Genomic DNA, 13,298 nt, shown 5'->3' with positions numbered 1-13,298 from the left:
GCCGCCCGCCCCGGTTTGTCCGGTCAGACGCCCAGCGGGTGCCAGACCGTTTTCGCTTCCAGGTACCGGCGCAGCCGCGAGAGGTCGGGCGTCTGCGTCCAGTCGGGTTCGGCGTCGGGGACCGTGAGCACGCGCTTGACGGTGCCCGCGGCCTCGCGCGCCAGCGTGACGCGGTCTTCCGGCGTGGCGCCGGTGGGGTCGAGTGCGTTGACGTCGCCGTGCGAAGCCAGCCACGGGCCCAGCTCGGCCGCACGGCCGGTGAGCACGTTGGCGACACCGCCGGGCAGGTCGGACGTCGCGAGCACCTCCGACAACGTGATGGCGGGCAGCGGCCGCCCGGCGCTCGACACGACCACCGCCGTCGAGCCGCCGGCCAGCACCGGCGCGAGCACGCTCACCAGACCGAGCAACGACGACTGCTGCGGCGCGAGCACACCCACGACGCCCGTCGGCTCGGGCACGGTGAACGAGAAGTACGGCCCCGCAACGGGATTCGCCGCGCCGAGCACCGTCGCGATCTTGTCCGTCCAGCCGGCGTACCAGACCCAGCGGTCGATGGCGGCGTCCACAAGGGACTCGGCCTGCGCCGGCGTGACGCCCTCCGACGCGGCGACCTCGCTCACGAACTGAGCGCGCCGGCCCTCCAGCATCTCGGCGACGCGGTAGAGGACCTGGCCGCGGTTGTAGGCCGTGGCACCGGACCAGCCGGAGGAGGCCTTGCGGGCCGCCACCACGGCATCGCGCACGTCCTTGCGCGACGCGTGGGCCGCGTTGGCCAGGAACTTGCCGTCCCGGTCGGTGACGGGGTAGACGCGGCCCGACTCCGAGCGCGGGAACGCGCCGCCGATGTAGAGCTTGTAAGTCTTGGCAACAGAAATCCGGGTCTCTGACTGCGTTGAATCAGACTGCGTTGAATCAGACACTGAGGTAGGCCTCCAGTCCCGTGCGCCCGCCCTCGCGGCCGAACCCGGACTCCTGGTAGCCGCCGAACGGCGCGGCGGGGTCGAAGCGGTTGAACGTGTTGGCCCAGACGACACCGGCCCTGAGCTTGTTCGCCATCCAGAGGATGCGCGAGCCCTTCTCGGTCCAGATGCCGGCCGACAGCCCGTACGGCGTGTTGTTGGCCTTCGCGACGGCCTCGTCCGGCGTGCGGAACGTGAGCACCGACAGCACCGGCCCGAAGATCTCCTCGCGCGCGATCCGCATCGACTGGTGCACTTCCGAGAACACCGTGGGAGCGAAGAAGAACCCGCGGTCGGGCACCGGGCACGGGCTCGTCCAGCGCTGTGCGCCCTCCGCGTCGCCCGATTCCACGAGCCCGCGGATCTTCGCGAGCTGCTCGGCCGAGTTGATGGCGCCGATGTCGGTGTTCTTGTCGAGCGGGTCACCCATGCGCAGCGTCGAGACGCGGTAACGCAGCTTCGCCAGCACCTCTTCGGCGACGGATTCCTGCACCAGCAGGCGCGAGCCCGCGCAGCACACGTGGCCCTGGTTGAAGAAGATCCCGTTGACGATCCCCTCCACGGCCTGGTCCAGCGGCGCGTCGTCGAACACGACGTTGGCTGCCTTGCCGCCGAGCTCCAGCGTGAGCTTCTTGCGCGTGCCGGCGACCGTGCGCTGGATCAGCTTGCCGACCTCGGTGGAACCGGTGAAAGCGATCTTGTCGACGTCACCGTGCTCGACGACGGCCGCACCGATGTCCCCGGCGCCCGGCAGGATGTTCACGACCCCCGGCGGCAGCTCGGCCTGCTGGCAGATCTCCGCGAACACCAGAGCGGTGAGCGGCGTGGTCTCCGCGGGCTTGAGCACCACGGTGTTGCCGGTGGCCAGCGCGGGTGCGATCTTCCACGCCAGCATCAGCAGCGGGAAGTTCCAGGGGATCACCTGACCCGCGACACCCAGCGGCTTCGGGTTCGGCCCGTAACCCGCGTAGTCGAGCTTGTCGGCCCAGCCGGCGTGGTAGAAGAAGTGCGCGGCCGCGGTGGGGATGTCGGAATCGCGCGATTCCTTGATGGGCTTGCCGTTGTCGAGCGACTCCAGCACGGCCAGCTCACGCGAGCGCTCCTGGATCAGGCGCGCGATGCGGAACAGGTACTTCGCGCGTTCGCTGCCCGGCATCTTCGACCAGACGGTGTCGTAAGCCTTGCGCGCAGCCTTGACCGCGGTGTCCACATCGGACACCGACGCGGTGCCGACCTCGGCGAGGATCTCTTCGGTGGCCGGGTTGACCGTCTTGAGCGGCTCGCCCGAACCGTCGACGAACTCGCCGCCGATGAACGGCCGGTAGTGGTCCTTGAGGTTCGCGATGTCGCGCGACTCGGGCGCGGGGGCGTATTCGAAGATGCCCATGTCAGTCCACCGTCACGTAGTCGGGGCCGCTGTAGTGGCCGTCCACCTGGGTGCGCCGCTGCAGCAGCAGGTCGTTGAGCAGGCTGGACGCGCCGAAGCGGAACAGGTCCGGCGTCAGCCACTGCTCGCCCGCCACCTCGTGGACGGCGACGAGGTACTTGATCGCGTCCTTCGTCGTGCGGATGCCGCCTGCAGGCTTCACCCCGCGCAGCTGGCCGGTGTTCTCGTGCCAGTCGTGGACCGCCTGCAGCATCACGTGCGTGACCGGCAGCGTCGCGGCGGGCGAGACCTTGCCGGTGGACGTCTTGATGAAGTCGCCCCCCGCCAGCAACGCGAGCCAGGAGGCGCGGCGGACGTTGTCGTACGTCGCCAGCTCGCCGGTCTCCAGGATGACCTTCAGGTGCGCTTCGCCGCACGCGGCCTTGATCGCGCGGATCTCGTCGAAGACGTCCATGTAGCGGCCCTCGAGGAACGCCCCGCGGTCGATCACCATGTCGACCTCGTCGGCGCCGTACTCCACCGCCAGCCTCGTGTCGGCCAGCTTGACCTCGCGGCTGGTGCGCCCGGAGGGGAACCCGGTCGCGACGCTGGCCACGTGGACGGCGCTGCCTGCGAGCGCTTCGACCGCGGCCTCGACCATGTCGGGGTAGACGCACACGGCGGCGACGCGCGGGCAGTCCTGCCGCTCCGGGTCGGGCCGCAGCGCCTTCGCCGCGAGCCCGCGAACCTTGCCGCGGGTGTCGGCGCCTTCGAGCGTGGTCAGGTCGACCATCGAGATGGCGGTGTCGATGGCCCAGCGCTTCGCGTCCTTCTTGATGCTTCGCGTGCCCAGGGCCGCCGCACGCTGCTCGACCCCGACCTGGTCGACGCCGGGCAGCCCGTGCAGGAACCGCCGCAGGCTCGCCTCGTCGCGAGTCACGTCCGCCAGCGGCGCCGGGGTGTCCGGTGCCGCGTTCGGGCTGGTGGTTGTGGTCATGCCTGTGAGTGTAGGTGGGCGACTCGCTGTGCCGGGTCACTCACGGGAATCTGTGGATTACTCGACGGGGGGTGCACGACACTGGGCTGCTTCCCGGTCGTGAGGAACTGGTGCAGACCGCGGCGCACAGTGGCCACCGGCACTTCGACGTCGGCCGGGACTTCGGACACGTTGCCCTGGTACACGTACTCGACGAACTCCTCGGGGTCGCCGTCGCCTCGGGTGCTGCCGCCTCGTGTGTCGTGGTAAACGATGAAGCCGAGGGTTTCGCCGAGGCCGACTTCGAGCACGGGGTAGCCGGTGCGGCCCTTGATGCCGAGCTGGATCATCTGGCCGAGCCGGTTGTCGCGCGTCTCGTCGAGCACGCGGTCGAGCAGTTGATCGAGTGCCGCGGGAGTGGTCACCACGATTGCCGGATCACCCTCGGCGAAATCGTTCTCCGGTTCCTGGTCGTACCAGATCTCTAGCTCGACCACTTCTTTCTGCCATGAAGGTCTTGCGATAGTTCGGTCCGTGCACGGTGATCGAGTATCCCGTCGGCAGGATGACGGGGAGAAGGCGGTCGCATCCGAGCAGCCTGACGCAAGGTCGGTTGTTGATCACCAGCTCGATGTGCCTCAATCTTTGCTTCACCATCCGAGCGGCCATCTTCATTTCGACGTGATCGGTGACGACCGGTCTTCGGTCGCAGGAAAGGCCCGCAGCTTGCAGCTGCTGCCATGCGGTTTCGGAGTCCGCGTCTCGTCCGCTGGTCAGGTGTCGCGTGTTTCCTGAGCTGTCGACCCAGCTGCCGTGAGTTTCCGGCCCTCCGGGTTCGGCTTGGGGACCGCAGCGGGCAACCCGGACGGCCGGTTCGAGGGAGACGTCTCGTAGCGTGGTGATCGCCTTGGCGACTGCCGCAACCACATCCCCGACCGACATCAGACCCCGTTTCAGGACTCGATCTGCCGGTTGTCCTTCTTCGCCTTCTTGCGGTACACGACCACACCGCCCCAGAAGGCGAGGCCGTTGATGGTCAGGGTGGGGGCCGTGGGGGGTGCGGGTGGGGCACCGGACTTGTCTTCGAGGACGAAGCCGCCCATGAGGCCGAGGCCGGTGACGTCGACATTGATGTCGTCGGGGACCGTGATTTCGATGCCGCCCATGATGGCGACGGCGGTGATGGTGGACTGCTTGTCGGCGAAGCGGGCGCTGCGCAGGTCGATCTCGGTGCCGCCCCAGAAGGCGATGCTGGTGTGCTGCGGCGGGAGGACCCAGCTGCCCTTGCGGACGGCGCCGGAGAGCACGCCGATCGAGAGGTTCGAGCCCGGGTGGCCGCCGATGCGGTTGTCGGGGAGGCCGAGCGCGCGGGTGGTCGCGGGTTGCAGTGCCGTGGACGGACCCGGGGTGGGGCCGGTCGCGCCGATGGGCAGGTCGCGGGTCACGGGCTTCAGCTCGCCGAGGGTTTTCGCGGCGTAGACGATGGAGAGGCGTTCCTCCAGCTCGGTGATCGTGATGCGGCCCTCGGACAGGGCCTGGTGCAGAACCTGCGCGACCTGCTCGCGGTCGGCGTCGGAGGCCCGCATCTGGTCGGGGCTGGGCAGGGCTGCGTCGTCACTCACCCGGGGCAGCCTAGCCCGATCGGGGGTGGCGCGGGGTCCATCGAACGATGGATAGGGCCAAGATGGGGTGATGGCATCAACACTGGTGGGGACCCTCGCACTGCCCGACGGCGCCGTGGTGCGCGGCCGCGGCCTCGGCCGGCCGACGCCCGAAGGCCCGGCGCCCGGTTATGGGCTGTACCTGGGGTCGGGGCGGTTGCGCCGCAAGTACGACGCCGGGCTGACCTGGGAGCACGAGTGGATCCGGTGGCCGGATTTCTTCCTGCCGCTGAACTGGGGTGACGCGCGGCGCAAGATCCTCGCGCTGCATGCCCGGGCGCTGGCGGGGGAGTCGGTGGAGGTGGCTTGTTACGGAGGGGTCGGCCGGACCGGGACGGTCCTCTCCTGCCTTGCCACCCTCTCCGGACTCGGGCCTGACGAAGCTGTGACGTGGGTACGCGAGAACCACCACCGCCGGGCCGTCGAGACGGCCTGGCAGCGGCGGTGGGTTCGCTGGTTCGCTAGCGCGCGGAGCTGAGGAACGCGGTCCAGGCGGTCGGCGACACGGTGAGGTGGCCGCCTGCGCGGTCCTTCGTGTCGCGGATGCCGATTTCGACCGGTGACGTTGCGGTTACCTCGACACAGTTGGAGTCGTTGGTGGTGTAGGAGCTGTTGCGCCAGGCTCCGACCTCCACACAGTTTGAGTCACTGGTGCTGTATGAGCTCTTTCGCCAAGCCGCGAACTCGACGCAGTTGGACTGGGCCGTCGTGTAGGAGCTCTTCCGCCACGTGGCCTGGGCGAAGTCGGGGGCGATCATGGTTCGTACTCCTCGGCTTGAGTCGTCTCGCCAAGCATATCGGCAATCATCCGGGCCGAGGCGTCTGATGACAGGGCGACAGAGCGGAGCCTGCGCCACGCGGTCTTGACGCTGTCGATGTAGTCATCCTCTTCGAGGAAGCTGCTGGTGCCGCGACTCTCGACGTGCGCGAGGGTCGGCTCGTTGTCGAATTCGAGGAGAACGAAGGGCCCGCGCAATCCGGGGTGGGCGCCGGCTTCGAAGGGCACGATCTCGATGGTGACGTTCGACCGGCGGCTCATTTGGAGCAGGCGGCGGAGTTGGGAATGCATGGTCTCGGCATCACCGATCCGGCGATGAAGGATCATTTCATCTAGCATCAGGTGGACTGCCGGAGCATTCGGTCGGGTCAGGATGAGCTGGCGAGTCATTCGCGCGGAGACCAATCCTTCGACTTCGCGCTCGGTAAGCAGGGGGTTGCTGCCCTGGATCATCGCGCGTGCGTACTCGGGGACCTGAGCGATCCCGGGCATGACAAGGCTCTCGTAGTTCTTGATTGAGGTAGCGTGCTCTTCGAAGCGGATGAGGTCCTTCCATGAGGAGGGTAGTTTCCCCGTCACTTCATGCCAGTTGCGCTCCTCGCCACCCCTCACGAGCGCCATGAGCTCTTGCCGCAGATCCGCCGGCGCCTGGAGAAATCCGAGGATCGCCGCGACATCATCGGGGTACAACCCGCGGTCGCCGGTCTCCATGCGGGAGATCTTGCTCTCCGAGAAGTCCACGCCTTCGGCCACCTGTTTGCAGGTCATCTTCCGCAGTAACCGCAGCCGGCGCAGTTCTCCGGAAACTCTCCGCTGGCGAACGGAGACCCCTTTGTTCTTCGTGATGGGCACACTTTGTCCTCTTGCCACGGTGGCACGAAAGATCGCTCACCTGAAGGAAGGTTGCGTGCGGTTCTGGCATCGGGAGAACGTTTGGCTCGTGTTCTCGCGGAGGAGGAAACCCATGCGCCAGTCCTGGAAGATCAGTGGAGCTTACGCCAACTGGAGGATGATTGTCTGCATCGAGCCGCCGGATGATGCGAACAGTGCCGACGTGCCGAGTTGGCCGATCGACAAGCTGGCGCCCGTCGTGGGGCATTTCTTCGAGGCGGTGAACTACTACGAGATGAGCCGCGACGCGGATGACACCAAGCAGCTAAGTTAGGCGGCATGGATGTGCACGTCGTCGATCACCCGTTGGCCAAGGCCCGCCTGTCCACGATGCGTGACGCCCGCACGGACAGCGCGGCGTTCCGGGCCGCGCTGCACGAGCTGACCGTGATGCTCGTGTACGAAGCCACGCGTGACGTGCCGGTGCGCACCGAGCGGATCCACACGCCCGTCGCGCGCACGGAGGCCTACCGGCTGGCCAGCCCGCCGCTGCTGGTCCCCGTGCTGCGCGCCGGGCTGGGCATGGCCGACGAGGCGCACAAGATGATCCCCGACGCGCAGATGGGCTTCGTCGGCCTCGCGCGCGACGAGGAGACGCTCAAGCCGACTCCCTACCTGGAATCGCTGCCCGAGTCGCTGGCCGACCGGCCCGTGATGGTGCTCGACCCGATGCTCGCCACCGGCGGCTCGATGGAGTACACCATCCGCCTGCTCACCGACCGCGGCGCCACTGACGTCACCGCCATCTGCGCGCTCGCCGCGCCCGAAGGGCTGGCGCACCTGGAGAAGACGGGCCTGCCCGTCCGCGTGGTCACGGCCAGCATCGACGAGCGGCTCAACGACTCCGGCTTCATCGTCCCCGGGCTCGGCGACGCGGGAGACCGGCAGTACGGCGCGGTCTGAACCAAGCCGTCTGAACCAAGCCGTCTGAACCACCCGCACCGAACCAAGACCAGGAAACCCACAACAAACCCTCCCCACCCGGCCACTTCCCGGTGTGACCATCCAAGGGGTGACCGTGGACGCCGAGCTCTTCGGGCGCGCGGCAGGCGGGGACGAGAGGGCGTTCGGCGAGCTGTTCGAACGCCACGCGCAGGCGGTGTGGAACCACGCCTACCGGCTGACCGGGTCGTGGGCGGTGGCCGAGGACCTGACGGCCAACACCTTCCTGATCGCCTGGCGCAAGCGCGCCGAGCTGAAGCTGATCAGGAACAGCGCGCTGCCGTGGCTCTACACCGTCGCGGGCAACCTCGCGCGCACCGAACACCGCGGCGCCCAGCGGCGGTTGCGGCTGCTCAGCCGGCTCCCGGAACCACCGAAAGTCTCCGATCACGCCGACGCCGTGGCCGCCCGGCTCGACGGCGAGGCCCGGCTCAAAGCCGTGCTCGTTGCCGTGCGAAAGCTGCCGAAGGCGCAGCGCCTGGTCGTTGAGCTGTGCCTGCTGGGCGACTTGCCGGCCGCAGACGCGGCGGCGCTGCTCGAAGTCGCGGAGGTCACCGTCCGCTCGCACCTGTCGCGGGCGCGAGCCCACCTGCGTGCGCTCCTCGACGAGAAAACACCGGAGGAACAATGATCGACAACCTCCCCCCACGCCGTGAACTCCCGCCCGAGGTGCGTGACCGCATCCGGTACCGCGTGAACGTCGGGCTCGTGGCCGAGAAGAAGAGCCGGCGACCGATGTGGCTCGCCGCGGCGGCGGTCGTCGTGCTCGCCGCCGGTGCGGTGTTCGCGACCGGCGTCCTGCGCGACGGTGACGGCGACCGGAACCACGCGCCACTCGCGCCCGCCGCGCCCACCACGGCGTCACCCGGTGAACTGCAAGACGCCGTCGACCGGTGCTGGAACGCGGCGAAAACCCGTGGTTACCGCCTCGCCCTGCCGCGCGACTGGCAGCTGAAGATCATCTTCAAGCACAAGGACACACTGTTCCTCGCGGCGATGATCGGCGACAAGCCGCTGTTCTGCGAGACCACGCTGACCTCGGTCACCGTCTCGGATCCTGCGGCGAAGCCGGTGCCTGTTCCCCGAACCCAGAGCACGGTGCTGCTGCGCACGGTGGATGGCGTGGTCGCGGGGATGGCGGACCCGGCGTGGCGGCAGGTGGCGGCGAGCACGCCCGACGCGACGATCTTGCCGGACGGACCGGTGCAGGCCGCGGAGGTTTCGGAAACCTCGCACCAGTTCGTGGTGTTCACCAACGCGGGCGCGGACGTGCCGATCGCGCTCGGCCCGGGGCCCGGCTTGGTGAACAACGCGTCCCTCGTGACGGTGCTGCCCACGCTGATCACGGCGGTCGACCGGCCGGCTCCGGCTCAGCGGACGTCCGACGCCGGGAAGTTCCTCGGCGAGTGCCTCACCGGGTCACGGCAGCCGGTGCCCGACCTCGACGCCTGGGTCGCCGGCGCCCACCTCAGCTGGAACCAGCGCGAGCTGGTGGTCGCGAGGCTGGGCAGGCAGGTGATCACCTGCTCGGCGCGGCCGTATCCGGGGAAGGCCGGGTTGGTCTACTACGCCGTCAACCCCAACCAGCAGGAGCTGACGCCGGGCGAGGCGACCTGGCCGCTCACGCCGGTGCTGGGCCCGGGGAAGGAAACCGGTGAGCCGGAACGGTTGGCGCTCGTGGCCGGCGTGCCGGAGAACGTGACGAGGGTTTCGGTCACCTTCCCCGGTGGCCGGCAGCAGGACGCGGTGGTGGGGCACGGAACGTTCGCGATCTGGCACACCGACGCCGACGAATCATCCGTTGTGGACGGAAGGACGACCGCGAAGGCCTACGACGCCACGGGCAAGGTGGTGATCGAGGCTTCACTCAAGCTGATCTGACCGGCTTCGAGCCGATCACCCAGCGGATGTGGGTGATCGGGTCGTCGACGGTCGGGTCGGGGCCGCGGCCGTAGCGGGCGGTGAAGTCGGCGACGGGGGCGCTGGTCAGCGTCCAGCCGGCGGCACGCAGGGCGGCCGCCGAGTCGGGGCGGGTGCCGTCGTCGAAGAGGCGGCCGATGTCGGTGCCGGTGCTCGTGCCGGTGGCCGCGTAGAGGTCGTGCGTGCGCAGGTTTTCGTCTTCCTGGTCGAGCACGATCTCGTAGCCCAGTTCGCTGCCGGGCGCCGACAGGCGGTCGAGCGAAGCCATCAGCCGGGCCTCGGCGGCGCCGGAGAGGTACGGCAGGACACCCTCGACGAGCCAGGCGGTGGGCCGGGCCGGGTCGAAGCCGGCGTCGGTGAGCACCGCGGCCCAGTCTTCGGCGAGGTCGGCGACGAGGAACTCGTGACGGGTCCTGGGCACCGCGTCGGCGAGCACGCGGCGCTTGAAACCGAGCACGTCGGCGCGGTCGAGCTCGAAGAACCGCAGGTCGGCGGGCAGGTCGAGGCGCCACGCGCGGGTGTCGAGGCCGGAGCCGAGCAGCACGATCTGGCTGACGGTCGAACCCGCAGCCAGCAGGAAGTCGTCGAACGTGCGGGTGCGCAGGCCGGAGTAGCTGCCGCCGCGGCCCCACACCGGGTCGGCGTCGCCGAGGTCGACGTCCTCGATGCGGGTGGGCAGCCGCAGGTCCGGCTCGGCGGCGCGGACGAACCGCTCGGCCCACTCGTCGCGGATGAGGCCGTCGGGGCGGTGGGTTTCGATCGCGCGGGCCGCGGCGATCATCAGGGCCGTGGCGCTCACGCCGGAGTCGATCACGACGGCCCTCCCGACTTGCGGCCGAAGAACCATCGGAAGCCCGCGATCGGGTCGTCGACCGCGGGGTCGGGACCGCGGCCGTAGCGCGGGGTGAAGTCGACGCCGCGGTCGCTCGTGACCTGCCAGCCGGCGGTGCGGAGCGCGGCCGCGGAATCGGGGCGGACGCCGGTGTCGAGCAAGCCGCCCACGTCGTAGCCCGCGGTGTTCGCGGTGGCCGCGTACATCTCGTGCGAGCGCGCTTCGGCGTCCGGCCGGGGGAAGGTCTCGTAGGCGATCTCGCTGCCCGGCGCGGACAGTTCGTCGATCGTCGTCATCAGCAGCGTCTCCACGGTGCCGGGCAGGTAGTACAGAACGCCTTCGATCACCCAGGCCGTCGGCAGGTCCGGGGAGAAACCGGCGCCCAGCAGCGCCCGGCCCCAGTCGTCGGCCAGGTCGACCGCGAGGAAGTGGTGCTCCACCGGGCTCTTGTGGTCGAGCACGCGGCGCTTGAAGTCGAACACCTCTGCGCGGTCCACCTCGAAGAACCGGGTGCGGGCGGGCAGGTCCAGCCGCCACGCGCGGGTGTCCAGGCCGGAGCCCAGCAGCACCACCTGCCGGGCCGTGCGGGACGCGGAGAGCACGAAATCGTCGAACACCCGGGTGCGCAGGGCGAAGTAGCCGCCGCCGCGGTCCCAGAAGGGGTCGGCGTCACCGAGTTCGACGTCTTCGATGTGGGTGGGCAGGTCCGAGGCGGCGGCGTGCACGAAGCGCTCGGCCCACTCGTCGTGCACCAGGCCGTCGGGGCGGTGGGTCTCGACGGCCCGCGCCGCGGCGATCAGCAACGCCGTGGCGCTCACTCCGGGTTCGATCACGCGAGCCAGCCGGAAGCGTTGGCGTGCAAGGCTTTCTCGTACGCACCGCGCACGGTGAACTCCGGCGGCAGGTTCCCCGACAGCTCCAGCGACACCAGCCCGTGGACCAGGCCCCACGAGCTGACGACGATCACCTCGGGCGCGACGTCGGCGAACTGCCCCGACGCGATCCCGTGCCGCACGGTGTCTTCGAGGGGCTTCAGCGTCGCGCGGGCCACGCGGTCGGCGTCGGCGTTGGGCTCGAAACCGGGCACGGACCGGGTGAACATGATCGTGTACAGGTGCGGGTCGGCCTGCGCGCTGGCGCGGTAGGCGACGCCGAGGCGGACGAGGTCGGCCACGGCGTCGCCGGTGCGCGTCACGGCGTCGAGTCGCTCGCCGAAGCGGCGGAACCCCTCGACGTAGAGCGCGTTGACCAGCTCCGGCTTGCCGCCGAAGAGCGAGTACACGGCCGTGGTCGAGGTGCCGGCGTCGGCGGCGAGCTTGCGCAGGGACAGGGCCTTGGGGCCGTCGGCGGAGATGAGCTCGCCGGCCCGGTCCAGCAGCTTCAGCCGGAGGGCCTCGTCGTGCGTACGGGGACGGGGCATGCGCTCAGCGTAACGCAACGGTGTTACCGTACGCGACCCTCAACAGCGGACTTCCCTGACTGCCGCTCTGCAGTACTCACCGGCTGACCTGCGTTGTTCGGAAGTCGTCCCACCCGGTCGGGATTTGACCTGGAGTGCGCTCCAGGTCGTACTGTCGAGTGCATGAGCTACTCGATAGCGGAAGCCGCACGACGTAGCGGCCTGTCGATCGACACCCTTCGGTACTACGAGCGGATCAAGCTGCTGGACCCGCCGGCCCGCGACGCGGCGGGGCGGCGCGCGTATTCGGACGACGATCTGAGCTGGCTCGGGTTCCTCACCAAACTGCGGCTCACCGGCATGCCCATCAAGAGCATGCGCGAGTACGCGTCGCTGCGGCGCGTCGGCGTGGCGAGCGCCGGCCGGCGCAAGGCGATCCTCGTGGAGCAGCGCCAGTCGGTGGCGGACCGGATCGCCGAGCTGCAAGGGTGCCTGGACATCCTGGACTACAAGATCAGCAACTACGACCAGGTGGAACGCAAGGTGTTCGGCCACGTGTCCGCCATGGAGGAGATCTCCGCGTGATCGCGACGAGGAAACTCGGTGAACTGGAAGTCAGCGCCCAGGGCCTGGGCTGCATGGGGATGAGCCAGGCGTACGGCGTGCGCGACGACGACAACGAGTCGATCGCCACCGTGCACCACGCCCTCGATCAGGGGGTGACGTTGCTGGACACGGCCAACGTGTACGGGGCGGGGGAGAACGAGAAGCTGGTCGGCCGCGCGATCGCCGACCGCCGCGACCAGGTGGTGCTGGCCACCAAGTTCGGCATCGTGTGGACCGAGGGCGGCATGACCGCGCGTGGTGACGCCGCGTACGTGAAGCAGTGCTGCGACGAGTCGCTGCAGCGCCTCGGCGTCGACCACATCGACCTCTACTACCAGCACCGCGTGGATCCGAACGTGCCCGTCGAGGAGACGTGGGGCGCGCTGGCAGAGCTGGCGCAGGCCGGAAAGATCCGGTACGCCGGGATTTCCGAGGCGAACGCCGCCACGATCCGGCGCGCGCACGCGGTGCACCCGGTCACGGCGCTGCAGAGCGAGTGGTCGCTGTGGACGCGCGGGATCGAGGACGAGATCCTCGCGACCTGCCGTGAGCTGGGTATCGGTGTGGTGCCGTTCTCGCCGCTGGGCCGGGGTTTCCTGACCGGCGCCGTGACGTCGCTGAAGGACCTGCCCGAGGACGACATGCGCCGCGGGCTACCGCGCTTCGCCGAGGGGAACTTCGAGCGGAACATGGCCATTGTGAACGCTCTGCGCGCGCTGGCCGAACAGAAGGGCGTGACCGCCGGGCAGCTCGCGCTCGCGTGGGTGCAGGCGCAGGGTGAAGACGTGGTGCCGATTCCGGGCACGAAGCGGCGCAAGTACCTCGAAGAGAACGTCGCCGCGGCCTCGCTGCAACTGTCCGAAGAGGACCTTGCGGCGATCGAGCAGGCGGCGCCGGCCGACGCCGTGGCCGGGGCTCGGTATCCCGAGCAGCTCGCGCGTGCGGCCGGCAAATAATCGGAAGCT

18 protein-coding genes are annotated in these 13,298 nt (G+C 69.3%); 7 read left to right on the top strand and 11 right to left on the bottom strand.

Annotated elements, in window-relative coordinates; genetic code table 11:
* Nucleotides 1-23 precede the first annotated feature (23 nt).
* Genes ACWEOE_RS07675 through ACWEOE_RS07650 form a run of 6 tightly spaced genes read right to left on the bottom strand, consistent with a single transcriptional unit; the run spans nt 24 to nt 4,890 of the window.
* Nucleotides 24-923, bottom strand: a complete 900-nt coding sequence (locus tag ACWEOE_RS07675) for an aldehyde dehydrogenase family protein (protein ID WP_452005336.1) — start codon at nt 921-923, stop codon at nt 24-26.
* Nucleotides 916-2,349, bottom strand: coding sequence for an aldehyde dehydrogenase family protein (locus ACWEOE_RS07670; RefSeq protein WP_452005333.1), 1,434 nt, complete (start codon nt 2,347-2,349; stop codon nt 916-918). Before ACWEOE_RS07670 ends, ACWEOE_RS07675 begins: the two co-directional genes overlap by 8 nt.
* Nucleotide 2,350: 1 nt before the next feature.
* Nucleotides 2,351-3,325 (bottom strand): deoxyribose-phosphate aldolase, encoded by a 975-nt coding sequence (gene deoC / locus ACWEOE_RS07665; RefSeq protein ID WP_452005331.1) that lies wholly within the window; start codon nt 3,323-3,325, stop codon nt 2,351-2,353.
* Nucleotides 3,322-3,801: an Imm1 family immunity protein gene (locus ACWEOE_RS07660; RefSeq protein WP_452005328.1), complete on the bottom strand. Its 480-nt coding sequence runs from the start codon at nt 3,799-3,801 to the stop codon at nt 3,322-3,324. The genes deoC and ACWEOE_RS07660 overlap by 4 nt, the downstream gene beginning before the upstream one ends.
* Nucleotides 3,743-4,246 carry a DddA-like double-stranded DNA deaminase toxin gene (locus ACWEOE_RS07655; RefSeq protein WP_452005325.1) on the bottom strand — a complete coding sequence of 168 codons (504 nt, stop codon included), beginning with the start codon at nt 4,244-4,246 and terminating at the stop codon, nt 3,743-3,745. The genes ACWEOE_RS07660 and ACWEOE_RS07655 overlap by 59 nt, the downstream gene beginning before the upstream one ends.
* Nucleotides 4,247-4,257: 11 nt before the next feature.
* The gene (locus ACWEOE_RS07650) at nt 4,258-4,890 is read right to left on the bottom strand and encodes a DUF1707 SHOCT-like domain-containing protein (protein ID WP_452005685.1); all 633 of its coding nucleotides are present in this window, start codon (nt 4,888-4,890) and stop codon (nt 4,258-4,260) included.
* Nucleotides 4,891-4,996: 106 nt separating this feature from the next.
* On the opposite strand from ACWEOE_RS07650, the gene ACWEOE_RS07645 reads away from it, so the two are divergent.
* Nucleotides 4,997-5,443, top strand: coding sequence for a protein-tyrosine phosphatase family protein (locus ACWEOE_RS07645; RefSeq protein ID WP_452005323.1), 447 nt, complete (start codon nt 4,997-4,999; stop codon nt 5,441-5,443).
* Here ACWEOE_RS07645 and ACWEOE_RS07640 read toward each other — a convergent pair.
* Both ACWEOE_RS07640 and ACWEOE_RS07635 read right to left on the bottom strand, forming a co-directional pair.
* Nucleotides 5,427-5,723, bottom strand: coding sequence for a DUF397 domain-containing protein (locus ACWEOE_RS07640; protein ID WP_452005320.1), 297 nt, complete (start codon nt 5,721-5,723; stop codon nt 5,427-5,429). The two genes, ACWEOE_RS07645 and ACWEOE_RS07640, sit on opposite strands and share 17 nt — an antisense overlap.
* Nucleotides 5,720-6,595 (bottom strand): helix-turn-helix domain-containing protein, encoded by an 876-nt coding sequence (locus ACWEOE_RS07635; RefSeq protein WP_452005317.1) that lies wholly within the window; start codon nt 6,593-6,595, stop codon nt 5,720-5,722. The genes ACWEOE_RS07640 and ACWEOE_RS07635 overlap by 4 nt, the downstream gene beginning before the upstream one ends.
* 112 nt (nt 6,596-6,707) lie before the next feature.
* Here ACWEOE_RS07635 and ACWEOE_RS07630 point away from each other — a divergent pair, with 112 nt between their 5' ends.
* The 4 genes from ACWEOE_RS07630 (at nt 6,708) to ACWEOE_RS07615 (ending at nt 9,457) form a co-directional block, all read left to right on the top strand.
* Entirely contained in the window at nt 6,708-6,908 is a 201-nt protein-coding gene (locus ACWEOE_RS07630; RefSeq protein WP_452005315.1) for a hypothetical protein, read from the top strand.
* A 5-nt stretch (nt 6,909-6,913) separates the two neighbouring features.
* Entirely contained in the window at nt 6,914-7,537 is a 624-nt protein-coding gene (upp, locus tag ACWEOE_RS07625) for a uracil phosphoribosyltransferase (RefSeq protein ID WP_220246256.1), read from the top strand.
* Between the two features lie 109 nt (nt 7,538-7,646).
* On the top strand, nt 7,647-8,207 hold the full coding sequence (locus tag ACWEOE_RS07620) for an RNA polymerase sigma factor (RefSeq protein WP_452005311.1): 561 nt from the start codon (nt 7,647-7,649) through the stop codon (nt 8,205-8,207).
* On the top strand, nt 8,204-9,457 hold the full coding sequence (locus tag ACWEOE_RS07615) for a hypothetical protein (RefSeq protein WP_452005308.1): 1,254 nt from the start codon (nt 8,204-8,206) through the stop codon (nt 9,455-9,457). Before ACWEOE_RS07620 ends, ACWEOE_RS07615 begins: the two co-directional genes overlap by 4 nt.
* On the opposite strand, the gene ACWEOE_RS07610 is transcribed toward ACWEOE_RS07615, so the two are convergent.
* From ACWEOE_RS07610 to ACWEOE_RS07600, 3 genes are read right to left on the bottom strand one after another with little or no spacing between them, the layout of a single operon-like run.
* Nucleotides 9,444-10,310, bottom strand: coding sequence for an SAM-dependent methyltransferase (locus tag ACWEOE_RS07610; RefSeq protein ID WP_452005306.1), 867 nt, complete (start codon nt 10,308-10,310; stop codon nt 9,444-9,446). The two genes, ACWEOE_RS07615 and ACWEOE_RS07610, sit on opposite strands and share 14 nt — an antisense overlap.
* Complete coding sequence (locus ACWEOE_RS07605; RefSeq protein ID WP_452005304.1) at nt 10,307-11,161, bottom strand: SAM-dependent methyltransferase; 855 nt, start codon at nt 11,159-11,161, stop codon at nt 10,307-10,309. Before ACWEOE_RS07605 ends, ACWEOE_RS07610 begins: the two co-directional genes overlap by 4 nt.
* A complete protein-coding gene (locus tag ACWEOE_RS07600; protein ID WP_452005301.1) occupies nt 11,158-11,748 on the bottom strand; it encodes a TetR/AcrR family transcriptional regulator in 591 nt (196 codons plus the stop codon). Before ACWEOE_RS07600 ends, ACWEOE_RS07605 begins: the two co-directional genes overlap by 4 nt.
* Before the next feature lie 162 nt (nt 11,749-11,910).
* Between ACWEOE_RS07600 and ACWEOE_RS07595 the strand changes: the two genes are divergently transcribed.
* Together ACWEOE_RS07595 and ACWEOE_RS07590 are read left to right on the top strand one after the other, a co-directional pair.
* Complete coding sequence (locus ACWEOE_RS07595) at nt 11,911-12,312, top strand: MerR family transcriptional regulator (RefSeq protein WP_452005298.1); 402 nt, start codon at nt 11,911-11,913, stop codon at nt 12,310-12,312.
* A complete protein-coding gene (locus ACWEOE_RS07590) occupies nt 12,309-13,289 on the top strand; it encodes an aldo/keto reductase (protein ID WP_452005297.1) in 981 nt (326 codons plus the stop codon). Before ACWEOE_RS07595 ends, ACWEOE_RS07590 begins: the two co-directional genes overlap by 4 nt.
* The last annotated feature ends 9 nt before the right edge of the window (nt 13,290-13,298 follow it).

The sequence above is a fragment of the Amycolatopsis sp. NPDC004368 genome (assembly GCF_053602515.1).
This window is presented reverse-complemented; position numbering and strand designations above follow the sequence as displayed.

Bases quoted from the DNA above. Each gene is read 5' to 3' on its own strand.
- ACWEOE_RS07670 (WP_452005333.1), bottom strand. From the start codon at position 2,349: ATGGGCATCTTCGAATACGCCCCCGCGCCCGAGTCGCGCGACATCGCG.
- deoC (WP_452005331.1), bottom strand. From the start codon at position 3,325: ATGACCACAACCACCAGCCCGAACGCGGCACCGGACACCCCGGCGCCG.
- ACWEOE_RS07655 (WP_452005325.1), bottom strand. From the start codon at position 4,246: ATGTCGGTCGGGGATGTGGTTGCGGCAGTCGCCAAGGCGATCACCACG.
- ACWEOE_RS07650 (WP_452005685.1), bottom strand. From the start codon at position 4,890: ATGCGGGCCTCCGACGCCGACCGCGAGCAGGTCGCGCAGGTTCTGCAC.
- ACWEOE_RS07645 (WP_452005323.1), top strand. From the start codon at position 4,997: ATGGCATCAACACTGGTGGGGACCCTCGCACTGCCCGACGGCGCCGTG.
- ACWEOE_RS07640 (WP_452005320.1), bottom strand. From the start codon at position 5,723: ATGATCGCCCCCGACTTCGCCCAGGCCACGTGGCGGAAGAGCTCCTAC.
- ACWEOE_RS07630 (WP_452005315.1), top strand. From the start codon at position 6,708: ATGCGCCAGTCCTGGAAGATCAGTGGAGCTTACGCCAACTGGAGGATG.
- upp (WP_220246256.1), top strand. From the start codon at position 6,914: ATGGATGTGCACGTCGTCGATCACCCGTTGGCCAAGGCCCGCCTGTCC.
- ACWEOE_RS07615 (WP_452005308.1), top strand. From the start codon at position 8,204: ATGATCGACAACCTCCCCCCACGCCGTGAACTCCCGCCCGAGGTGCGT.
- ACWEOE_RS07600 (WP_452005301.1), bottom strand. From the start codon at position 11,748: ATGCCCCGTCCCCGTACGCACGACGAGGCCCTCCGGCTGAAGCTGCTG.
- ACWEOE_RS07595 (WP_452005298.1), top strand. From the start codon at position 11,911: ATGAGCTACTCGATAGCGGAAGCCGCACGACGTAGCGGCCTGTCGATC.